The sequence below is a fragment of the Saccharicrinis sp. 156 genome, assembly GCF_050589685.1.
Classification (GTDB): Bacteria; Bacteroidota; Bacteroidia; order Bacteroidales; family Marinilabiliaceae; genus Saccharicrinis.
This window is the reverse complement of sequence record NZ_JBNGOS010000005.1, coordinates 63514-86364: the sequence shown is the minus strand read 5'-3', so window position 1 is coordinate 86364 and position 22851 is coordinate 63514. Positions and strand designations below refer to the sequence as shown.

17 protein-coding genes and 1 tRNA gene are annotated in these 22851 nt (G+C 40.7%); 5 read left to right on the top strand and 13 right to left on the bottom strand.

Features of this window, described 5'->3' with window-relative positions; translation table 11 throughout:
- Positions 1–123 precede the first annotated feature (123 nt).
- From ACRD64_RS04070 to ACRD64_RS04040, 7 genes are all read right to left on the bottom strand, one after another.
- Positions 124–696: a c-type cytochrome gene (locus ACRD64_RS04070; RefSeq protein ID WP_430931930.1), complete on the bottom strand. Its 573-nt coding sequence runs from the start codon at positions 694–696 to the stop codon at positions 124–126.
- Entirely contained in the window at positions 680–1855 is a 1176-nt protein-coding gene (locus ACRD64_RS04065) for a hypothetical protein (protein WP_430931929.1), read from the bottom strand. Before ACRD64_RS04065 ends, ACRD64_RS04070 begins: the two co-directional genes overlap by 17 nt.
- On the bottom strand, positions 1845–2384 hold the full coding sequence (locus ACRD64_RS04060) for a DUF3341 domain-containing protein (protein ID WP_430931927.1): 540 nt from the start codon (positions 2382–2384) through the stop codon (positions 1845–1847). Before ACRD64_RS04060 ends, ACRD64_RS04065 begins: the two co-directional genes overlap by 11 nt.
- Positions 2374–3753: an NrfD/PsrC family molybdoenzyme membrane anchor subunit gene (nrfD, locus tag ACRD64_RS04055; protein ID WP_430931925.1), complete on the bottom strand. Its 1380-nt coding sequence runs from the start codon at positions 3751–3753 to the stop codon at positions 2374–2376. Before nrfD ends, ACRD64_RS04060 begins: the two co-directional genes overlap by 11 nt.
- A 103-nt stretch (positions 3754–3856) precedes the next feature.
- Positions 3857–6844 (bottom strand): Fe-S-cluster-containing hydrogenase, encoded by a 2988-nt coding sequence (locus ACRD64_RS04050; protein ID WP_430931923.1) that lies wholly within the window; start codon positions 6842–6844, stop codon positions 3857–3859.
- 140 nt (positions 6845–6984) lie between these two features.
- Positions 6985–8124: a cytochrome c3 family protein gene (locus ACRD64_RS04045; protein ID WP_430931921.1), complete on the bottom strand. Its 1140-nt coding sequence runs from the start codon at positions 8122–8124 to the stop codon at positions 6985–6987.
- 172 nt (positions 8125–8296) lie between these two features.
- Positions 8297–9415, bottom strand: a complete 1119-nt coding sequence (locus tag ACRD64_RS04040; protein WP_430931919.1) for an AI-2E family transporter — start codon at positions 9413–9415, stop codon at positions 8297–8299.
- Positions 9416–10031: 616 nt separating this feature from the next.
- On the opposite strand from ACRD64_RS04040, the gene ACRD64_RS04035 reads away from it, so the two are divergent.
- Positions 10032–10838 (top strand): ADP-ribosylglycohydrolase family protein, encoded by an 807-nt coding sequence (locus tag ACRD64_RS04035; protein ID WP_430931917.1) that lies wholly within the window; start codon positions 10032–10034, stop codon positions 10836–10838.
- 168 nt (positions 10839–11006) lie between these two features.
- On the opposite strand, the gene lon is transcribed toward ACRD64_RS04035, so the two are convergent.
- The 5 genes from lon to ACRD64_RS04010 all read right to left on the bottom strand — a co-directional run bounded on the left by lon (position 11007) and on the right by ACRD64_RS04010 (position 17741).
- Entirely contained in the window at positions 11007–13430 is a 2424-nt protein-coding gene (gene lon / locus ACRD64_RS04030) for an endopeptidase La (protein WP_430931915.1), read from the bottom strand.
- Positions 13431–13692: 262 nt separating this feature from the next.
- Positions 13693–13956 (bottom strand): type B 50S ribosomal protein L31, encoded by a 264-nt coding sequence (locus ACRD64_RS04025; RefSeq protein ID WP_430931913.1) that lies wholly within the window; start codon positions 13954–13956, stop codon positions 13693–13695.
- A gap of 131 nt (positions 13957–14087) precedes the next feature.
- Positions 14088–15287: a GNAT family N-acetyltransferase gene (locus ACRD64_RS04020; RefSeq protein ID WP_430931911.1), complete on the bottom strand. Its 1200-nt coding sequence runs from the start codon at positions 15285–15287 to the stop codon at positions 14088–14090.
- 198 nt (positions 15288–15485) lie between these two features.
- Complete coding sequence (locus tag ACRD64_RS04015) at positions 15486–16955, bottom strand: aminotransferase class V-fold PLP-dependent enzyme (RefSeq protein ID WP_430931909.1); 1470 nt, start codon at positions 16953–16955, stop codon at positions 15486–15488.
- A 93-nt stretch (positions 16956–17048) separates the two neighbouring features.
- Positions 17049–17741: a DNA alkylation repair protein gene (locus tag ACRD64_RS04010; protein WP_430931907.1), complete on the bottom strand. Its 693-nt coding sequence runs from the start codon at positions 17739–17741 to the stop codon at positions 17049–17051.
- A 134-nt stretch (positions 17742–17875) separates the two neighbouring features.
- On the opposite strand from ACRD64_RS04010, the gene ACRD64_RS04005 reads away from it, so the two are divergent.
- From ACRD64_RS04005 to arsC, 4 genes are all read left to right on the top strand, one after another.
- Positions 17876–17951, top strand: a tRNA-His gene (locus ACRD64_RS04005).
- Positions 17952–18394: 443 nt separating this feature from the next.
- Entirely contained in the window at positions 18395–19780 is a 1386-nt protein-coding gene (locus ACRD64_RS04000; protein ID WP_430931905.1) for a tetratricopeptide repeat protein, read from the top strand.
- A gap of 54 nt (positions 19781–19834) precedes the next feature.
- Positions 19835–20933, top strand: a protein-coding gene (prfB, locus tag ACRD64_RS03995) for a peptide chain release factor 2 (RefSeq protein WP_430931903.1) whose coding sequence is annotated in 2 segments (ribosomal slippage) — positions 19835–19897 and positions 19899–20933 — 1098 coding nt in all. Because the reading frame shifts where the segments join, the coding sequence is not laid out codon by codon here.
- Positions 20934–21137: 204 nt separating this feature from the next.
- Positions 21138–21479 (top strand): arsenate reductase (glutaredoxin), encoded by a 342-nt coding sequence (arsC, locus tag ACRD64_RS03990; protein ID WP_430931901.1) that lies wholly within the window; start codon positions 21138–21140, stop codon positions 21477–21479.
- 342 nt (positions 21480–21821) lie between these two features.
- On the opposite strand, the gene ACRD64_RS03985 is transcribed toward arsC, so the two are convergent.
- On the bottom strand, positions 21822–22835 hold the full coding sequence (locus ACRD64_RS03985) for a glycosyltransferase family protein (RefSeq protein WP_430931899.1): 1014 nt from the start codon (positions 22833–22835) through the stop codon (positions 21822–21824).
- Positions 22836–22851: the final 16 nt, after the last annotated feature.

The window sequence follows — 22851 nt, the reverse complement described above, 5'->3', positions numbered from 1 at the left end:
ATTAAAGAGGAGATAGAGGGAAGCAGTTGGCGTTTACTTTACCCTCCCCTTTCATTATTGTATCCTTCTGGCTTTTCTATAAATCGTCCTTGCCTATTGCTTTATCTTCTCCATTTTCATTGTTCACTCCCCATTAATCAACACCTCCCTCACATAAGTAGCAATTTTCCACCTATCATCCGGTAATATTTGTCCCTGGTGCGCTCCCATTACTCCAAAGCCCACTGAAATTACGTGAAAGATTTCGCCATCGGGATTAGCGGTTACTTTATCGGCCAACAGACTTGCCGGAGGATAGGCATATTTGCCACTGGTGTATAAAAAGCCCTTGCCATCCCCTTTATCGCCGTGGCAATGCCAGCAGTAAATATTATATAATCGCTTACCTTCAGCTAACAGCTCCTGGCTGCCTGATTCCCCTGCATAAGGGTTTTGTAATTTCTGACCGGCCAGCTTGCGGTTTTCATCGGTCTTCTCGAATTCATAGGGAATCATTCCGCGAGGAATCGTATTTTCAACGGGCATCAGATTGGTTACCCCACCTTCCAAAACCGGGTTTTCGCTATAGGTTTCGTAACTTCTCGACTGCTCCATATCAGGAAAATAACTATATCCGGGTTTATTCCTGTCGTTATCGCAAGAAATCAAAACCGCAACAATTATAATGACAACACTAAGTTTACTTAATATTTTCATAGTCAAAACTTTCTTTAAAGTATGGATGATTTTCAGGAACCAGATTTCCTTTAGTTAAGGCTTTAAAAACAAACCAAGCAAAGATGGAAACATATAATACCGATAGTCCAATTTCGAACAGACCAATATGGGCGTGTTCTGCTCCAACTGCTCCAGGCATAATGGCCAGAAATAAATCAATCCAGTGCCCAACAAATACAACAATAGCCGTATAAAGCAACCAATCCGTTTTACGTTTGTTTCCCCTCGACATCAGCGCAAAAAACGGAACTACAAAACAAATTATCAGATTTACATAAAACAAAGCCTCAAAGCCTTTGATGCGCGTTACATAATAGGTGGTTTCTTCAGGTATATTACTGTACCAAATTAACAGGTACTGCGAAATCCATAGGTAGGCCCAAAATATGCTGAACCCGAACAGGTACTTACCTAAATCGTGCAGATGTTCATCGTTGACGTGATCCATATAACCCATCTTTTTCATCACCACTAAAAAGATGATAATAACCGCTATGGAATTGGCAAACATACCGATGAAAGTATACCAGCCATACAGCGTGCTAAACCAATGCGCATCGATACTCATCAGCCAATCCCAGGCAGATGTAGAGCTGGTAATAGCAAAAAACACAATAAACAAACCGGAAAATGTACGAAGGCGATTAAACAGTTTTAAGTCGGGATTGGTATCACTCAATAAGGAAACCTTGCGGATATTGTGAAATAAGAATATCCATCCACCCAAATAAACAAACATGCGAATAATGAAAAACGGCATATTCAAATAACCTTGCTTCATTTGCAACACACGATCCAAATGTTCGGTATGCGACCAGTGGTACAATGAATGTGCTCCAAAAATAATAGGAATAATCATTACAGCGCCCAACCATATTTTACTCCCCATGGCTTCGGCAATACGCTGAATAGATGTTTGCCAACCCGATTCTGCAATCAGGTGAACAGCAACAAAAAATCCAGCTCCCAGACACAAACCGATAATCATAAATCCGTTGAGCAAAACATTGGCCCAAAAACGATGACCATCAATCCCCCCTGCAAAATACCCCACTAAGCTCAGCACCAACCCAACTATTGCAGTTACAGTCAGTGTTGTTGTCAGTTTTTTTGAAACGATAAATTGCTTACCCATCATTTTGCGTTTTAGTAGGTTCAACTTGCTTTACTTCCTGTGCTCCGACACTATTTAAAACCTCCGTAATCCGATCGGATTGATTGTTCTCATCTTCCAGAATTACCACCAGAAAAGCATCATCGGATGTTCTCTCATCGAAAATAACCGTAGGGGCACCAGGCCCTAATCCTGAACGAATCAAGAAACCGAACACCAACGAAATGGCTGCAAATAAAACGGCCAACTCAAACGTCACGGGCACAAAGGAGGGTACCGACAAGTATGGTTTACCTCCGAAATTGATGGGCCAACTTTCGGTGAACACCCACATCTGAAACCCAAAAGCGACAATAGCTCCCAATGCTCCGGCAACAAACCCTAACCGAGGCAAACGTGATCTTTTTAGCTCTAATACATCATCCAATCCATGAACCGGGAAAGGCGTTCGCACATCAAAAATAGAAATGCCCTTGGCCTGAATTTCTTTTATTCCATTCATGAGATCTTTATCATCCCAGAATATTCCGGTTACAAACTTATTATTTCGCATCCTGACCTCCTTTCCTGATAAAATTTTCACCCGAGCTCTTCAACACACTTTTTACTTCGGCAATAGCTACTACCGGGAAGAACCTGATAAACAAAAAGAACATGGTAAAAAACAACCCAAAAGTTCCTATATACACCCCGACTTCGACCCAGGTGGGTGAATACATAGCCCAACTCGATGGCAGAAAGTCCCGGTGAAGAGACGTAACAATAATCACGAAACGTTCGAACCACATGCCAATATTTACAAAAATGGAGATGATAAAAGTGGCGGCTAGATTTCGCCGGATCTTTTTAAACCAGAAGAGTTGGGGCGTGATAACATTACACGTCATCATAATCCAATAGGCCCACCAGTACGGCCCAAAAGCCCGGTTAACAAAAGCATACTGCTCGTAGACGACGCCCGAATACCAAGCCATAAAGAGCTCGGTAAGATAGGCGATTCCGACGATAGAACCCGTAGCAATGATTACTTTATTCATGGATTCCACATGACCAACCGTGATATAGTTTTCCAGGTTTAATGCTTTGCGCGTAATTATCATCAAAGTAAGCACCATGGCAAAGCCCGAGAACACCGCTCCTGCCACAAAATAGGGCGGAAAGATGGTGGTGTGCCATCCGGGAATAACCGATGTGGCAAAGTCCATACTAACTATGGAGTGTACTGAAAGTACCAATGGGGCAGCCAATCCAGCCAATATCAGACTCATGCTTTCGTGGCGGGACCAATGACGCGCCGAACCGGTCCACCCAAAACTTAGTACAGTATATACTTGTTTTCTTATCCCTTCTTTTAGTCTGTCACGAATAGAGGCAATATCCGGGATCAAGCCCATGTACCAGAACAATAAAGAAACGGTGAAGTAGGTTGAGATGGCAAACACATCCCATAATAATGGCGAGTTAAAATTCACCCATAAATCACGTGTGTTTGGATATGGGAAAACAAAAAAGCCAAGCGGCAAACGCCCCATATGCAACAGCGGAAACAGCCCGGCACACATGACGGCAAAGATAGTCATAGCCTCTGCACTCCGGTTAATACTGGTACGCCACTTTTGCCTGAACAGCAATAAAATAGCAGAGATAAAAGTACCGGCATGGCCAATACCTACCCACCACACAAAGTTGGTGATACCCCAGCCCCAACCAATGGTTCGGTTTAATCCCCATGTACCGATCCCGTCCCAAACGGTGATATAAATAGCAAAACCACCAAAGCCCAAGGCCAGTAAGGCCAAACCCAAACCAGCATACCAAAGCGGCCCCGGTTTTCCTTCCATCGGCTTTGTAATGTCGTCGGTTACCTGTTTATAACTTTTGGACCCGGTAACCAAAGGCTCCCTTATTGGCGATACATACATTAGCTATGCGTTTTATACCTTTATATAATAATAAAATACTCTTGCATGCCGATATATAAAAGATGAGCGGTAATGATCAAAATTCAATTAACGTTCAATTCATTTAATGATCGGTATTATGTTCAGGTTCTGATTTTACTGTTTCCTCAATATTTCTCACTTTAGTCAGATAAGCAACACTAGGCAAGGTATGCAGTTCTTCTAACAAGTGATACCTTCTCGGGTCTTTCATCATTTTGCTCACCGCACTATTTTTGTCGTTCATATCGCCAAAGGTGATGGCTTTGGCCGGACACCCCTGTTGACATGCTGTCTGAATTGCTCCATCCTGCAGTGGCTCTCCTTCTTTTTTAGCTTCCAGCTTCTTCTCTTGAATCCTTTGGATACAGAATGAACATTTTTCGATGACTCCTTTGGCACGAACGGTTACATCCGGATTGAGCACCAACCTTTTTAAGTCCGTTGACATTCCGGTAACATCCACCCTGTTATAAGGAATGGCATCTGCCCCCGTATAATCGTACCAATTGAAACGACGCACCTTGTACGGACAGTTGTTGTTACAATAACGCGTTCCGATACAACGGTTATATGCCATTTGATTAATTCCCTCCGAACTATGGTTGGTTGCAGCAACAGGGCAAACATTTTCGCAGGGTGCATTATCGCAATGCTGGCACATAACCGGCTGGCGCACCACTCTTAAACTGGCCGGATCATCAGGTGCTTGCGTATAATACCGGTCAATACGCAACCAGTGCATTTCGTGCGAACGACGGACTTCATCCCGGCCAACAACAGGCACGTTGTTTTCCACGGAACAAGCCACCACACAAGCATTACATCCCGTACATGAGTTTAGGTCGATAAACATGGCCCAGTGGTGCCCTTTGTATTCATGCTTCTTATATAAGGAGGTGTGAAGTTTCTCTATTTCGGCATGCATCTCATTGCCTGAAGCAGGATCTTTCAGGTACTCACTCAGCGATGTCTCACGAACCAACGCTCTTCCTTCCATCGAATGATGGGTTTGCGTTGTTGCCAACTCATACGTTCCACCGGTACTTTTAACATCACTGATGGGCGTATAATATGTTACCTCTCCCTCTTTATTTTGTAGCAAAGACTTAATATCTTTTCCTATCACTTCCGGATTCGGGCCTTCCATGGTTCGCCCATAACCTAATGCCACACTGATAACCTTATCATGATTACCGGGTTGAACGAATACTGGCAGCTCCATTCCGGCCACAGAAATAACATCCCCCTGGCTCCATCCTTCTTCCTCTGCTAGTTTTGGCGAAACAGAAAAGTAATTATCCCAACAAACCCGCGAAACCGGGTCGGGCAATTCCTGCAACCAGGGATTATTAGCCATCCTGCCATCTCCGACCGGCACGGATTGGTACCCCATTAATTCTAATCCGGCTTCAGTTTTTTCGGCAAGTGCTATTGAGGCAGGGGAACTTAGATCAGGTACCTGGAGCTTTCTGGTTCTATTTAAGGTTTCCATATCCCATATTCCTGCACTTAATGTTTTTTTCCAGGTTGAGATAAACGGGTTATCCTCTTCAGATTTAGCAATAATATTCTCGTTCCAATACTGATGAAGATATTCGTACGAGCTGGCTTCCTCTCCCAGCCAGCTTAAGAATATCTCATTCATGCTTTTTGTATTGTAGATAGGCCGTATTACAGGCTGTGTTAAACTGAACACTCCAGATACCGGTTCCGCATCATTCCACGATTCGAGAAAATGACTTGCGGGAAGCACATATTGGCATAGTTCGTTGGTTTCGTCTTTTTGCGAGGTAACATTAACCGTGAAACCAACGTTCTTGACAGCTTCTTTAAAAGATACGGCATCAGGCATATTATAAGCCGGATTCGATTCCAGACAAACCAAAGCGCCCACTTTACCCTCTTTACAACCCTTCACTAATTCGGACAATGCAACATCATTTCCTTGATAAAGATTGATCTCCTTATTAACATCGATGGTCGATTCGAAACTTCCGAGCATGGCATTAATGCCAGCTATTAAAAGCTGTATATTTTTATCGTTTGAACCTGAAACCACTAATGAGGATGACATGGCATGTACCAATTGTTGCGCTACCTTACTTACCTCGTTTTCGAACCCACCCTTATTCAAAGCAGGTAGATGTAATGATTTAGCTATTTCGTTGTATAGCGATAGTACATATCTGCCTTCCTCCGATGGCTTAATCACATATCTGTCATCTGCATTGGAGCCGGTTAAGGACATAAAACCTTCAAAGTGAATATGCTTGGATATCTTTTTCTGACCGTTTTCCAGTTTTCTGTTTTTGACATATTGATTGGTAAAAGCTGTTGGCATTAGCCAGGTTCCCAGAAAGTCGGCAGCAAACGAGACCACAACTTCAGCCTTATTAAAATGGAACATCGGTATTATGGCTTCCCCAACCACTTCTTTGTATGCTTCCCTAATTCCTGAATAAGAATAAGGATCCAAAGTAACCTGTTTGCTATTAGGGTATATAGCCAGAAGTTTTGAAAACAGTGATTGCTGCGAAGGACTAATCACCGTTTGGGTTAAGAAGATGATGTCTTGATCAGCACTTATATTTTTTAATTGGGCTGTAATATCGCTGTTGGCTTTTTGCCAACTCGTCTCCTCACCATTAAAAGTTGGATTTCTGGGCCTTGACTCATCATATAAATTCAACAACGAAGCCTGCACCTGAGCAGAGGTTCCACCTTCGGTCATCATGCATAAATCGTTGCCTTCAATTTTAATGGGACGCCCATCACGTACTTTCACTAAAATAGGGACGGCCTCACCTCCATTGTAGAAAGTAGACGCATAAAAACTAGCTACACCCGGACGTACCTCTTCAGGCTGGATCAATAAAGGAATAGCTTTTTTAACGGGGCGCTCGCAACTGGCCAATACGGCAGCAGAAGCAACACTAAATCCAAAATACTTTAAAAAATCCCGGCGTGAAGCTTTTAATGCTTCACTGGCTTGGATTTTATTGGGCAAGTGGGCATTATCATCCTTGGCTCCTTGTTTATATTCTTCTATGCTTTTCCAGTATTTCTTCATTCGAAACGATTTGTATAATAATTATTTCAGTTCGGGATTAATTCATAATCCACTGGTTACTTAGCATTACTTAACACCTGTTTAATGTTCCGGCTCTCATTATGCGGAACCCGCTACTTGTCTCTCATCACTCCATACTATCAATAGTGACACTTCATACAATCATTGGCACCAATATCTACGGCCTTGATGGAGTCCCTAACCCCTTGGGAAAGCTCATTGTGGTACTTGTCGTATATTGAATAATAATCGTTGGCGAACTGAACGTTGGTTTTCTTGTGGCAGTCCAGGCACCATCCCATCGAAAGGTCGTTTTCTTGCTTAAGAATATGCATCTCTTCAACCGCTCCATGACACTCGGCACAATCGAGCTTACCCGCATTTACATGTTGTGCATGACTAAAGAAAACATGGTCGGGCAGGTTGTGAATGCGAACCCATTCAATATCCGTTCCTTCTTCGAAGTGTTTTACCAACTTGGCAATTTCGGATTTTCCCGAACGGCTCCCTTCGCGAACAATCACATGGCAATTCATACACAAACCGGGCCCCGGAATACCGGCTGATTTACCGTTCTCCGCGTTATAATGACAGTACATACAATCAATTTTATTGTCTCCGGCATGAACCTGGTGAGAGAATTTAATAGGCTGGTCGGGCATATAATCCTGACTTCTGCCCAGTTCGGCAGCCTCGACATAAGCCATTTTTAAATGAACCGAAATTCCTCCTAATATAATAAGGATGTGAATTACTTTGTAACGGATTTTCTTTGTGAAAATTAAATCTACAATTGCTAATGCCATCAACAATCCCATAAAAAGGAACCAAAGTAACTGCGGGTAGCTTTCCGGTTTTTCGCCCACGCCTTCGGCACCCAGTTTTTTCAGGTACAGGCGTATTTGCGCTAACTGTTCATCGCTTAAATTATAACCTTTATGTACCTTGGCAATAAATCCATCCATTGGGCTATTAACCGCACTCTTAAACTGCTCTGCAGAAAGAGAATCGGCAGCCATAACAATTTCCATGGCTGAGGGATTCCAATTGATCTCCTCTCCGGTAAATTTGGCATGGCAAGAAATACAGGAAGGATTATCACCCTCGGTTGATATCAATCCATGATAAAGGCGTTCGCCCATCATTAAATTATATTCCTCCGATTGGTTGAAAGGAGTGTGTTCTAGGGAAGAAAATGCCAGGGGTACAAAAGAAAACAATAGGTAAGCTATTACAATAAACTTGGTATTAACAGGTTTAAACGAGGATAATATATTCATGTTAAATCAAGGTTTTACAGTTACTCCACCCCGCCCATCCGTTCTCCACTTACAATTTACAAACAATATTCAACCTAACAAATATTTGTTGCTAACATAAATAAGGAACGAGCTGGCATAATGTTCACGTTTCTTTAACATTTTTTAATTTTTCATTATTCCACTGGATACGTCAATCTAATTTGCCCGTTAATTTCTGTACCAAATTATATTTTGAAAAAAATTCTTTGGCAATAACCCTAATTATTGTATAAACCGGTATGGCCATAAACATACCGGCCATACCCGCCATATAACCGGCCATGATGATCACCAGAAATATTTCGAGCGGATGGGCCTTGACACTTGACGAAAATATTACCGGCTGAAAAATAATATTGTCTGTCAGCTGCACCAAAATGTACAACATGATGATGCCACCGAAAAAAAGAAAGAACACGGGAGGACTTGCCATTTGCAGATAAACCACCATGGAAACCAATATTCCGAATAACCCCCCAATTAACGGGCCCAGATATGGAATGATATTAATAAACCCTGAGAAGAGTCCTATTATCAAAGCGTGCCTAAATTCCAATCCAATTATTAAAAGTCCTACCGTCACCATGAAGGAAATAAGCGTTATCTGAACCATAATGCCAATAAAGTATCTTCTTAACAGTCTGTTTATCGACCACAACATATGGTCAACGCCCACATAATAAACTTCGGGTACAAAAAGCTTGATGCTTTCCATTAATAACCATTCATCTTTTAAAAGGAAGAAAGTAATAAACGAAATTGAAAACAACGCTATAAACACACTTCCAACAAAGTCGGCCACCGAAGCGAGCATTTCCTGTAATTTTCCGATATTGAATATGGACACCAAGAAATCGTTTATCTGTTCCTTTATCATTGGAAAACCAATGTTCCCAACGAATGAATCCTGTATGGGTGTCAAAACGGGACTGGTTGTACCCTCCAACCTTTCCAATATTAAATAAAAATCAACTTTTGACAAGAACTGTACCTCGTCGACAATAAAAGGCACCACGTAACCTACAAAACCCAAAATCAACATCCACATAAACAATACCGTGGCCAATGCACTCCATGCTTTTGACAATGCAAACCTCCGTCTTGCTTTTCCCCGAACATTGCCTTGGAAAAAATCGAAAAGCGGACGGGTGACAAGCGATAATATGGCAGAAACGAAAATAAAAAATACGATTGCTTTGAAGTACCAGAGCAAATATATTCCTAAAATAGCAGCAAGAATACCTAAAATATACTTTAAATTCTCTTTCATATGTTCATTTTTTCTTTAGTTCACGGAAGTCTCTATTTTAAAGATGTTCAAGATTTCACGTTGGTCAATCTATTGGTCATATAGCCTTCCGAAATACTATGAAACAAGCAGCCCCGAAATTGTTTTCGTCAGCTCGCCCTCTGCATTGCGGGGAAATTCCATATTAAATTAATTCCCGAATCAATTACGGGACAAGCTATTCCCATTTGTGTCATTAAAATGATTGAATTTGCACGTTCGTATCACAGCCAGACTTCATCGTGCGTTCGTCTTACAAGAACGTTTATTCATCAAAATATTCAACTATTTAACGGAAATAATCTTTCTTAAAATGCATTTGATGCCATTTTTTACCAAAGCTACAAGTTATTCCCCTTATTAAATATATCAAAAAACATTTTCAACAGCAACCCTTAAAAACAAAAACACCACCGTATCTATTAGTATATTAAATATTTATAAAACGACACACGGTCGAAGACTTTAACGAAAGCGTCTAAGAAAGGAATAATCGAGTATTATTTAATATTTTTTAACATTTGTATTGATTATCAAGATAAAAAAGTAATTTTACTGCAATCAAAGCAACATAATTATTAACCAAAATCCCAAAAGAATGAAAGGAGCTATAATCGGAGACATTATTGGTTCGGCATTTGTAAACAACAACAAAACGTCGACTGATTTCCAATTGTTTAAACCCATTTCCTCATTTACCCACGACACCATTTTAACCATGGCTACAGCTGATGCCGTTTCAAACGGGTTAGACTTTGAAGACTGCCTAAAAAGCTGGGTTAAAAAATACCCGTACGCCGGTTACCGGAGCAATTTTAAAGAATGGGTAGATTCCAACTCGCCAAAACCATATTTTAGCAATGGTGATGGAGCGGCAAGAAGAATCAGCCCTATTGGTTTGGCAGCCGAAACCCTGGAAGAAGCTTTAAAAAATGCCGAAAAAGCCACTATTTTAACACACAACCAACCAGAAAAAATAATAGCCTCCAAAGCGGTCACCGCAGCTATTTTCCTGGCAAAAACCGGAAAAAACAAAACTTTTATTAAGGAGTATATCGAAAACACATTCAAATACGATTTAGGAAAAAACTTAAAGGAACTTCACAAAGAAGTGACACAAGCAAATCTACCTTCACCGGCACCTGTCGCGATTACCGTTTTTTTATTATCTGATAATTATGAAAATGCCATACGAAAAGCAATATCCATTGGCGGGCCTAGTAATACTATTGCGGGAATTACCGGAGCCATTGCCCATGCCTATTACAAACACATTCCCCGAAGCATAATCAGAAGGGCGTTAAACAGGTTAACCCCGGAAATGGAACGTTTAATTAATTCATTTGAGGAAAAACACATGCAAAACACCAACGAACAGAAGGAGATTTTGATTAACCTACATTAGAATTCAATCTTCTATTTACTCGAGTAAAAAAACTACGACAAACGTAAAAACAGAAAACCCGAAACAATTTAATGCTTCGGGTTTTTATTTCGGAATAACCCTGATAAAACCTGTGGCTATAGACCATATGCAAGATTTACCCTGAATAAGGCGGGTTACGTTTCAGATTTAGATGATTGCCACATCTAACACCTCTTTGATATTATTGACATAATGAAACTCTAATCCATCGATATAAATTTCCTTGATCTCAGAAACATCTTTTAAATTATTCTTGGATAGGACAATCTCTTTAATACCGGCTCGTTTAGCTGCCAATATTTTTTCTTTAATGCCACCCACGGGCAACACCTTACCACGTAATGTAATCTCTCCTGTCATAGCGATGCGTTTTTTTACTTTTCTGCCCGAAAAAGTAGACACAAGCGCTGTTGCCATAGTAATTCCGGCCGATGGACCATCTTTAGGGATTGCACCTTCCGGAACATGTACGTGGATATTATTCTCGTCAAATGTTTTGGCTTCAATCCCGAAATCCTTGCAATTAGATTTGATGTATTCCAAGGCCAACACTGCGGATTCCTTCATGACATCGCCGAGATTACCCGTTAAGGTCAGTTTACCGTTCCCTTTCGACAAGCTCGACTCGATATAAAGTATTTCGCCCCCTACAGCTGTCCAGGCCAAACCTGTTACTACTCCGGGAACATGCGTATCCTGCCATTTTTCCTTTGAAAAACGCTCCACGCCAAGATTTCCCTTTATATCATCTATAGAAATAGCTTTTTTAAACTCCTTGCCGGTGGCAATTTTAAGCGCATATTTACGGGCCAGCTTAGCCAAAGTTTTGTTTAACTCTCTAACGCCTGACTCCCTCGTGTAATTCTCCACTATAAAGCTCATTACTTTTTTCGAAAGCGAGACTTTTCCTTTGGGTATTCCGTGGTTTTCAAGTTGCTTGGGCCATAGGTGTCGTTTGGCGATTTCTGTTTTTTCGTCGAGAACATAGCCGCTCACCTCAATCAACTCCATTCTGTCCAGCAGGGGTTGCGATATTGTGCTCAACGTATTGGCTGTAGCAATAAAAATTACTTTTGACAGATCAAAATCGACCTCCAAAAAGTTATCGTGGAACTTCTCGTTTTGCTCCGGATCCAACACCTCCAGCAGCGCTGCCGCCGGATCTCCATGGGCACTGCTTCCAATTTTATCTATCTCATCGAGTATAAATACGGGATTGGCACTTCCTGCTTTTTTAATGTTATGAATGATTCGCCCCGGCATAGCACCGATATAGGTTTTTCTGTGCCCCCGAATCTCCGACTCGTCATGGACACCACCCAGTGACATTCTGGCATACTTACGGCCTAAGGCATCTGCAACTGATTTCCCTAAAGATGTTTTTCCCACCCCAGGAGGCCCATACAAACAGATGATTGGGGATTTCAGGTCCCCTCTTAGCTTGAGTACTGCCAAGTGCTCAAGTATTCTTTCCTTAACGCCATCTAAACCAAAATGATCCCTATTCAGTATGTTCTCGGCAGAATCCATATTGAACTTATCCTTGGTATACTCGTTCCAAGGAATATCCAATAAGGTTTGCAGGTAATTATATTGTACTGAATACTCCCCTGTTGCAGGGTTTAATCGTTCTAACTTATCCACTTCCTTAAAGAACAATTCGGAAACCTCCTTACCCCATTTCTTTTTCTTGGCATTTTCCTTCAGCTCACGAACTTCCTGTTCGATAGGACTGGAACCCAGCTCATCCTGAATGGTCTTCATCTGCTGATGAAGCATGTACTCACGCTGCTGCTGGTCAATGTCCAGCTTAACCTTACTTTGAATATCGTTTTTAAGCTCCAATAATTGCACCTCGCGCGTAAGATGCTCCAACAACTTCATTCCCCGTGCACGCAAATCGTCAATACCTAACAGTCCTTGCTTTTCTTTAACAGATATGTCGGTATTGGAACAAATAAAGTTGATCAGAAATGAAGAGTTCTCAATATTTTTTACCGCAAAAGATGCTTCCGGAGGAATATTGGACGAGTATTTGATAATCCTCAACGAGAGATCTTTCAATGAACTCACAAGCGCTTCATAATCGCGGGTTTTATCATCTTCGGGTGTTACATCCTGCAATTGAAACACTTTGGCCTTGAAATAAGGTTCCGACTCGACCAAAGCCTCGATCTGACACCGGACCTTACCCTGGATTATCGCCGACGTAGAGCCATCAGGCATTTCCAACACCTTTATAACCTTGGCTACTGTACCCACCTTATACAAGTCCTCTTCCAGCGGATCTTCTACCTCAACCTCTTTTTGAGCAACCGCTCCAAAAACACCTCCATTACGCTGAACTTCCTTAACTAACTTAAGGGATTTGTCGCGCCCCAACGAAATGGGAACAATGACACCCGGGAACAACACCGTATTTCGCAACGGCAAAATTGGCAAAGTATCCGGCACCTCAAAATCAATTACATCCGCCTCATCCTCATCGGATACGATAGGAATAAATTCCGCATCCGAGTCATAATCATCATTTAAACCTAAATTGTCGATTGAGATTTTAATTTCATTCATAATATTGCAATATGTAAAAATAAGTGTCATCTTGTCACATTATACGCAACTTCGACACAGCCGACATTAATGGCAATAGGTATGCCAAAAATTAATTGCGACCAGCTATTATACTCATCATGCCACAAGAAGAACAGAACACCTGACCAGTAAAATGTTTGGCCAAATAAATGGCAGAATAATTCGGTTAGGACCCTAAGTTGAACCCAAAAAAAAAGCTCCGGTTATACCGAAGCTTTCATAAAGTCAAGCTATAACAAGCCTATTTTTTTTTGCTATCCATGTGCTTTTGATATCTGTTTTTAAACTTATCAACACGTCCTGCGGTATCAACAAGTTTCATCTTACCTGTATAAAAAGGGTGAGATGTATTAGAGATCTCAAGTTTCACCAATGGATACTCTACTCCGTCAATTTCAATTGTTTCTTTGGCGTTTGCTGTAGAACGAGTAATAAAAGTTTCCTCGTTTGACATATCTTTGAAAGCAACCAAGCGATAATTATCCGGATGAATTTCCTTTTTCATTTTCTTAACTCTTTAATATTCAAAAAACTTAACGGAGTGCAAAGGTAAATATTAAAATCTAACCTGCAAAAGAAAAAGTAAAAATTTATAATTGTGCTTTATACATCTAATTATTTTACTCTTGGAATCCATTATTCTGCTTTAGACCTTAGCACGCGCTCCTTTGAATCGCGCGGAATGGCAGACGCTCTTACTTTATTCCTTTTCGACGGATCAAATATCAACCGATAGGTGATATGTTTTTTCGAAAACTCCGCACCCATAGAATCTTGCAGTGCCCTCATCTTCGGGTTGAAATCCCCCACCCACGAGAGCTCCATTTCACTGAACCAGGTTCGCGAAAAAACAGGTTTACGCAAATGGTAAAACAAGCCAGACTCCACACCCGATTTTTGGAATTTGGTTTTCACCCCTAAAATCACAACCCTTAATCTTGTCATTGTATTCTTGCGCTTCAACCACAGAAACCTTAGCTTGTTGACTAAATTAAGCTTGCCGTTGAAATGCTTAAAAATTTGGTTAACATCGGGATACATCAAAATAAAACCGACGGGCTCACCCTTATAGTAAGCAAACCACAACAATTCTTCCAAGGCAATAGGCTTGGCTTTATCGAACGAAGGCTCTACTTTTTCTTTGCTTAAAGGCGTAAAGTTTTCATGGAATTTCCAGGCATCGTTATAAATTTCAACCATATCCCGGATGAACTTATCTTTTTTATCCCAAGTTAGATGCTTAAACTCGTAATCCGGTTTATTGCCTATCCATTCAGCTATCTTCCAGAATCGTTCGGGGAACGGCTTTTTTAAATCGAGCTTATTGGTTACCTGTTCAAAGTAATTCTCGAATCCATAGGTTTCATAGAACTTTTTATAGTAAGGAGGGTTGTACTGCATCCCATAAGTTGGGTCGGTAAACCCCTCCACCAACAAGCCCCAAAAATTATCGTTCTCGCCAAAATTAATGGGGCCATCAGCCGCTTCCATCCCTTTTGACTTTAGCCATTCCACACCAGCCTCAAACAATTTAAACGCAGCCTCCTGATTATTTATACATTCAAAAAAACCAAGTCCTCCGGTGGGCTGTTCATATCCATAGGCTTTTTTCTCGTTTACAAAAGCTGCAATTCGGCCAATCACTTCTCCTTTGTCTTCCAAAACAAAACGGACTGCTGAGCCCTGCTTAAAAAAAACATTTACTTTAGGATTGAAGATGTTTTCTACGTCTGAATCCAACGGCCTAATATAATGTTCGTCTCCTTCGTATATTTTTTCAACCACCCTCAAGAACTTTGCCCGCGTGGCTCTATTATCAACAACTATAATCTGCATATTGAAACTGAAATTAGATTCTACAATCAAAGCTTAATACCTAAAATAGCCTACATAAAAACAAATGTAGTATATCAAAATACTTCCATTAGTAGTTCCCTTTTAAAATTTGTTTTTAGTAAGATCGGCAGGCATTAATGCATGAGACCATAAAGCTATAAAAATTATAGCGCCAACAAAAAATGTTATGACTGAAACTTACAAATTATACCATGAATCGTAATATGACGGTTCTTTTACGCTTGTTCCTTTATGAAAATATTCATTTTTTGCACAAACATATTCATAGTCCTTTTCCCATTCGCGGGCATTTTCCGCCACTTGTTTTACTGCTTCAATAATATAGTCTATTTCTTCTTCCGAGGTGGTAGGGTGCACCGACAAGCGAACCCAACCTGGTTTTTCTGACAGATCGCCCTTGTTGATTTTACTGGTTATTTTGTTTGAAGTATAATAATTCACGTGAAGTAAATAGTGTCCGTAGGTACCTGCGCAAGAGCAACCTCCGCGTACCTGAATGCCAAAAAAGTCGTTTAGGAGACGTACCACAAGGTTAAAATGCAAACCATCCAGATAAAAGGATATGGCGGCGATACGATCATCCATGTTGTTGGCCAGGATATTCATCCCGGGAATCTTCCTGAAAGCCTTTAATATTTTAGCTACCTGATCCTCTTCCCGTTCCCGCATCTTTTGGCAGTTCATTTCTTCTTTCAGCCTTACACATAGTGCGGCCTTTATCGATTGCAAAAAACCCGGTGTCCCGCCGTCTTCACGGGCTTCAATATCGTCGACGTACCTGTATTTCCCCCAGCGATTTGTCCAGTCCACCGTACCGCCTCCGGAATTATCGGGCGCTTGGTTATGATAAATGGATCGATTGAACACCAATACTCCGGAGCTACCCGGGCCACCCAAAAACTTATGCGGTGAAAAAAAAATGGCGTCAAGGCCCATCAAAGGATCCTCAGGATGCATATTTATATTTATATAAGGGGCAGAAGCCGCAAAATCCACAAAACAAAACCCTCCATTTTGATGCATTATTTTGGCCAACTCAAAATAGGGCACCTCAATACCGGTTACATTGGAACAAGCTGAGAAAGAACCAATTTTCAGGGTCCTGTTTTCGTATTTAACAATTTCTTTTTTTAGAGATTCAGGGTCCACCAATAATTCATCGTTGGGCTCCAACACCACCACATCAGCAGTAGACTCCAACCATGAAGTATGATTTGAATGATGCTCCATATGGGTAATGAATACGACCGGACGATGCTCCGGAGGAATATTATAGTATTGCTTAGCCTGCTCGGGAACTCTCATTCCCATAATTCGCTGCAGCTTATTCACAACGGATGTCATGCCCGAACCGGCGGTTATGATAATATCATCATCGCCGGCATTCACATGCTTCTTGATAATCTGATGGGATTGCTTATAAATATTGGTCATAATCATACCGGTATCGCTCGATTCGGAATGGGTATTGGCGACCATCGGGCCTATCTTCTCTTTTAGCACATCCTCAATAGGACCATAAAGTCGTCCGCTTGCAATCCAATCCGCATACAAAAGAGGTTTCAACCCCAAAGGCGTTTCAATTTGGGCATTAAAACCGATGGTGTTTTCTCTGAATTTTTTAAAATGCGATTCGTACCTTAACATGTCATATATGATTTGCCTCTAAAGATATACATGCATACGCTATAAAAAACTGACTTTTGTTACCTGGCATGTACGCCAAATGGTTATGCCAAATTATAGGCTGCTGTCTTTTAAAAATTTTATTTCCGTTTGAACATCTTCTATCAGCCAGGCGCAGTTTGGGTGTTTTTTCACGTGATCCACGAACTGATCAACGCTATTCATGAAAGCATTTGATTTCCTGCACAATTGCCTTAAGAATCGCCCCTGAACCCTTAATGTGAATTTATCGGTGGCCATAAAGCTTTGTTCCATCAGATCAAGATATTTGTTCATCTCCGATTCATCCATTTCACCCCCCCGTTGCAGAAAAACAGCCAAGCCCGTCCAAACTGAATCTTTCAGGTGTTTGTTATTCCCCTTCAGCCAACTTTCAGCCGTATTCTTAATTTCGGGCATTCGCCACAACAAATTGGCTCCCAACTGTTCGGCAATTTCGTTTTGCTGCAATAATAACGCCCAATCTTCAATCCTCTTTTTGTTATCGGATATATTGTCTGCGATCAACGTGGCCAGAATCATCGTTTCCCTAATTTCGCGATGCCATAGGCGATCCGCCAACTCATTGTCGCCACTATATTGTTTTGCCATATTTCGAAGCCATAAAACACTGGCACCATAATTAACGCGATATTCCAGTCCATGCTCCTTCATTTGGATCGAAACATCTCCGTCCATCAGTTTATTTAAACGTCGAATTATATCATCTACTTTACCGGAAGTATCGTCTTGCAAATAAAACTTCATTTTTTATTATATTATAATCGGCTAAAATTCAACCACAAATCGTACGGGGGTACAATTTTATTCATTTTTTTTAAAGAAAACGTTTGCAAATCTAGTTTTTTTAATGTTATCTTTGCATCGCTTTTAGCGAAAATGGTGATTGTAGCTCAGTTGGTTAGAGCGCTGGATTGTGGTTCCAGAGGTCGCCGGTTCGAGACCGGTCTTTCACCCAAAACAAAAAACGCAGCTTTCAAATTGAAAGCTGCGTTTTTTGTTTAACAGGGATTTTATCCGGGCATACAAGCCAACACTTACAAAGGGAAAGTCCTTAATTTAAATTCAATTTAACAACTCCTTACAATCGTCCGACATTGATTTAAATAATACGGTCTATTGACTTCCTCAAAAAACCGTCATACATTTGAATACTTGACGAGTAAGATTCGGCATTGATTGCACAACCAACCCAATGACAAAGAACAAGGTAGCTTTTTAAGCTACCTTGTTGCATTTAAACAAAGCGCTATATCCAATTGAACAAATGGTATAATATCTCTTTTTTATTATATTGCCCTCCCTAAAATTCAAAGTGCAATATGAGACCTATCCAATATCATATGACAATGTGTTTATTGATATTACTTTTGAGCACCCATACTGTTGCTCAAAATGTTATGGATAAAATATCGAAACTTGAAAAAGCGGTATTTACCATATCTTCGTTCGATAAAAACGAAAACGAAATTAGATCCCGAACGGGATTTTTTATCAGCAACGATGGTATTGCACTAGCACCTTCCAACATCTTTTTAGATTCCGACTCTGTTTCGCTTACATTGAGAAATGGCAGAAAGTACAAAATCGCCAGAATTATATCATCCCATAAGATGGCCAACCTCACCATGTTCAAAGCGTTTGACCATAGAGAAAAAGGTTTTGATTATATTATCCCGTCTCAAAGCACCGAAAATGAAAATAGCGAAGTTCTTATATTTAGCGACCCAAAGGAGGCGCAAGGGGGGATAAGCCTGGGAGTGGTTACCCAGGTATTTCAGGCACCCTACCTCGACAGGCTCGTAGGGATAAACTCCGATTTCGGCGAACGATCGACAGGGGCTCCGGTTATCAATGACGCAGGTGAACTGATTGGGGTAGCCAAGTTTTTAAAAAAAGGCAGAAAACGCTTGTTTGCAAGCACGCATATTTTAAATGATTCGCTTTGGATAAATCATTTGGCAACAGAAACCTGGAAGACGCGTAACGAACAGAACAATATTGAGCTGCACCCATATATGTTTGATGGTATTGCTTACTTTATACATTCTGATTGGGTGGAGGCAGCAAGAAATTTCACTTCCTATTTAAAGAACGACACTACTAATATTGCGGCATATATACTCCGGGGAGAGGCCCGAAGGCAATATGAAAATTATATTGGAATGCGCCTGGATTACAATCACGCTAAACGTTTAAATCCGAAGCACTTTCTGATTCATTACTACCAAGCTATGGAATATATCAGAAAAAAGGATGAAAAAAATGCCTTTATAAGCCTGATAGCCAGCATAGAAAACCACGATTATTTTTCGCCTGCACTTATTGAATTTGGATTGCTGGCAGTAAAACTAAGAAACGATTTTGAAACAGCGAAAAAATGTTACGACCAGGCCATAAAGTCAACACCCCTTTATGCAAATGGTTTTTACGAAAGAAGCCGACTTAAAATACAATATTTTAATGACAAGGAAACGGCTATGTATGATATTAGCCAAGCAATCAAACTTAACCATCGCTTGCCCGGGGCTTATTCCATAAGGGGAACCCTGCAAATCCAAACCGAAAATTATATGGAAGCCATAACGGACTTGGATAAAGCTGTTGATATTGACTCTGCCGACACTCATGCACTTTTTAACAGGGGTCTTGCTTATTATAATTTGGGAATGAAGCAAAAATGTTGTAAAGACTGGGACACAGCCGGACAAATGGGACACTATAAGTCCATTAAATACCTGTCGAGATATTGTAACAAAACCCCTTTAAGAAGAGATGATAGATAACATTTACATGTCAGCTAATTAAAAAAAGACTAAATTTGCCGCAAAATTAATATCATGACAACAATTGAACAGCTAAAAGATTTAGCGGGACGCCAGCTGGCGTTAAGGAGGTATCTTTGACATCGATCGGAAGAAGATTGAAATAGAGGAAGAGGAAATGCGCTCGCAAGCGCCCGATTTTTGGGATGATGCAAAGGCCGCTGAAGTGCACATGAAAATGCTACGTGAGCTGAAGTCATGGGTTAAAGACTATGAAGAGATTGAAACCCAAATGGAGGACATCAACGTTCTGTTCGACTTTTTAAAGGAAGGCGAAGCTCAACAGGAAGAGATCGATGAGTTATTTGCCGACACCCTGAAAAAAACCGAAGCCTTAGAGCTTAAAAACATGCTTCGCAGAAAAGAGGACCAGCTAGGAGCCGTACTTAAAATCAATGCAGGCGCAGGAGGTACTGAAAGCCAGGACTGGGCAGAAATGCTCATGAGAATGTATATTCGCTGGGGCGAGAAACACAAATACAAGGTAAAGGAAGTAAATTACCAACCGGGTGATGACGCGGGTATCAAAACCGTAACGCTCCAGTTTGAGGGAGATTTTGCCTATGGCTATTTAAAAAGTGAGAATGGGGTACACCGGTTGGTTCGTCTGTCCCCATTTAATGCGGCCAACAAAAGGATGACGTCATTTTCATCCGTATTTATCACTCCACTGATTGACGATTCCATTGAAATTGAGATAAACCCTTCGGAGATTACCTGGGAGACTTTCCGTTCGGGTGGTGCCGGTGGCCAGAATGTGAACAAAGTAGAAACCGGTGTTAGATTGCGTCATGCACCAACGGGCATTATCATTGAAAACACAGAGTCGCGTTCGCAGCTCGGCAACAAGGAAAATGCAATGCGCCTTTTAAAATCGCAATTGTATGAGATGGAGTTGCGCAAACGTATGGAAGAGCAGAATAAGATTGAGAGCAACAAGTTGAAGATTGAGTGGGGCTCACAGATACGTTCATATGTTTTCCAGCCGTACAAAATGGTTAAAGATTTACGCACCAACGTGGAAACTTCCAATGTTCAGGCCGTCATGGATGGCGATATTGATATGTTTACCAAAGCCTATTTAATGGAATTTAGCGGAAAAAAGGAAGAGTAACTAAAGATAATTGCCATGCAATATTTTTTTGATCATCCACAGATTAATCAGATTAGAGGGACTTAAATTATGAAACTAAAACCTGAGTGAATTCTTGTAATACCGAGTGCTCATTCTCCCTGTGTAAAAATATCAAACAGGGTAAATATTCAAAGTAGTATAATCCCAAGACAACAGAAGTAAAAAACCAAAATAGATATATTTATGATTACCATGCTTCACAACCCAAGGTGCTCAAAAAGCCGCTTGGGGCTGGAATACCTAAAAGAAAAGGGAATTACTCCTATTATTGTAAAATATTTGGATACGCCGTTGAATTACGAAGAGCTTAAGCAAATATTGCAAAAGCTAGACATGAAACCAATGGATTTAATCCGAACTAACGAAGCCTATTTCAAAAAAGAAATCAAAGGAAAGGATTTCTCGGATGAGGAATTGATTCATGCCATGGTTGAAAACCCAAAATTGATTGAGCGCCCTATCGTTATCAATGGCCCCAAAGCTATTGTGGGAAGACCGGCCGAAAAAATTGACGAAATATTATAACTGTGCCCATTTGATGGGGAACGAATAACCCGTGCGACGGTAGCGTATAATTGATTTGCGGCTAGCTTTAAAAGATAATAAGGGTATGGTTTCAGTCGTACCCTTTGGTTTATTTAATAGTTGAATTGAGTGCAGTTCCAATCCAGTAGCTTTGCTATTTACGTTATACCACAAATAAACCTATCCTTTTTTACTTATCGCCCTTGTTACCTGCCAAAATTGAGCCAGCATCGGTCTTCACCTTAGATTCAGGATTTTTTTTCGTTTAACTATCTGATTCTAACAATAACAATCCTAAAAACCAAATGACTGATTTGAAGACAATTAAAGACCCCATCATACTTAAGCAAAAACCGGTTCTTCAAGTTTAATTACGTGGGCTTTAACAATAGACGATATTATCCAATGCGTATCATCGGCGTAATTTACATCAACAATCTCGTTGCTCTTTAGCCAAGTCCTAAACGATTGTTCATCTACCTGATTTAATGTACCGTAAACCGGTACTCCCATTGATTTCAACATAGCGGCGTTACATTGTTGCTCGTATTGTCCTGTCATCGGCAAAACACAAAGCTTCTTTTTCAGGAACAAAGCCTCAGCAGGCGTTTCGAAACCTGCATTGCACAACACCCCCTTGGACGAAACCATGCTATTTACAAACCCCTTTTTATCAACAGGTTGTACACTTACATTCATACGAGTGAACGGAGATTTATTATGCTTGGAATAAACTTGCCAGTTGACCTCATCGTATTTTAAAAGAAAATCGACTATGGCTTCGTCGGAATAGGCGGGCAAATAAACTGTAAAATGATTGTTCTCACTTGGCACAACAGCCCTAATATCTTTTCGAATAACCGGAGTAAAAAAACCATCCCCCAAACTTTTAAAATGAAATCCGTAATTAAGGTGGGTTGGTGCATAATATTTCAGTATAGACCTGCCCACCAAGCTCCTTACCATAGGTTTTGGAGCTAACTTGTGCAATACCGCCGCTTGGTGCGAAACCCCGATACAGTGTTTAGTCTTTAATTTACAGGCCCAGGCAACAACGGGTTCAAAATCATTGATCACCAAGTCGTAATCGTGTACCGGGACCTTTAAAATCTCCATTATTAGGTTAGGGATACTAATATTCCTGCATGTCTTTAAAAAGTCGACCCCTCCTTTTTTTCCAAAAATAAAGCTGGCGCCATGAAATCGATACTTAATTTCCCACGGAAGCTGGATATCACTTTGGTTTCCACTTAAGGCAATATCGACTTTACCATATTTTTTTAAGATAGGAAATACCTCAAGCGCACGAGCTACATGTCCATTACCTGTTCCTTGTATGGCATATAAAATCTTCATATCAAAAGTTCTTTGG

What these genes read in the sequence shown, in the direction of transcription:
- ACRD64_RS04020 (WP_430931911.1), bottom strand. Translation starts at nt 15,287, where the DNA reads ATGCAGATTATAGTTGTTGATAATAGAGCCACGCGGGCAAAGTTCTTG.
- lon (WP_430931915.1), bottom strand. Translation starts at nt 13,430, where the DNA reads ATGAATGAAATTAAAATCTCAATCGACAATTTAGGTTTAAATGATGAT.
- ACRD64_RS04000 (WP_430931905.1), top strand. Translation starts at nt 18,395, where the DNA reads ATGGATAAAATATCGAAACTTGAAAAAGCGGTATTTACCATATCTTCG.
- ACRD64_RS03985 (WP_430931899.1), bottom strand. Translation starts at nt 22,835, where the DNA reads ATGAAGATTTTATATGCCATACAAGGAACAGGTAATGGACATGTAGCT.
- ACRD64_RS04010 (WP_430931907.1), bottom strand. Translation starts at nt 17,741, where the DNA reads ATGAAGTTTTATTTGCAAGACGATACTTCCGGTAAAGTAGATGATATA.
- ACRD64_RS04070 (WP_430931930.1), bottom strand. Translation starts at nt 696, where the DNA reads ATGAAAATATTAAGTAAACTTAGTGTTGTCATTATAATTGTTGCGGTT.
- nrfD (WP_430931925.1), bottom strand. Translation starts at nt 3,753, where the DNA reads ATGTATGTATCGCCAATAAGGGAGCCTTTGGTTACCGGGTCCAAAAGT.
- ACRD64_RS04045 (WP_430931921.1), bottom strand. Translation starts at nt 8,124, where the DNA reads ATGAATATATTATCCTCGTTTAAACCTGTTAATACCAAGTTTATTGTA.
- ACRD64_RS04050 (WP_430931923.1), bottom strand. Translation starts at nt 6,844, where the DNA reads ATGAAGAAATACTGGAAAAGCATAGAAGAATATAAACAAGGAGCCAAG.
- ACRD64_RS04025 (WP_430931913.1), bottom strand. Translation starts at nt 13,956, where the DNA reads ATGAAAAAGGAAATTCATCCGGATAATTATCGCTTGGTTGCTTTCAAA.
- ACRD64_RS04035 (WP_430931917.1), top strand. Translation starts at nt 10,032, where the DNA reads ATGAAAGGAGCTATAATCGGAGACATTATTGGTTCGGCATTTGTAAAC.
- ACRD64_RS04015 (WP_430931909.1), bottom strand. Translation starts at nt 16,955, where the DNA reads ATGTTAAGGTACGAATCGCATTTTAAAAAATTCAGAGAAAACACCATC.
- ACRD64_RS04060 (WP_430931927.1), bottom strand. Translation starts at nt 2,384, where the DNA reads ATGCGAAATAATAAGTTTGTAACCGGAATATTCTGGGATGATAAAGAT.
- ACRD64_RS04040 (WP_430931919.1), bottom strand. Translation starts at nt 9,415, where the DNA reads ATGAAAGAGAATTTAAAGTATATTTTAGGTATTCTTGCTGCTATTTTA.
- arsC (WP_430931901.1), top strand. Translation starts at nt 21,138, where the DNA reads ATGATTACCATGCTTCACAACCCAAGGTGCTCAAAAAGCCGCTTGGGG.
- ACRD64_RS04065 (WP_430931929.1), bottom strand. Translation starts at nt 1,855, where the DNA reads ATGATGGGTAAGCAATTTATCGTTTCAAAAAAACTGACAACAACACTG.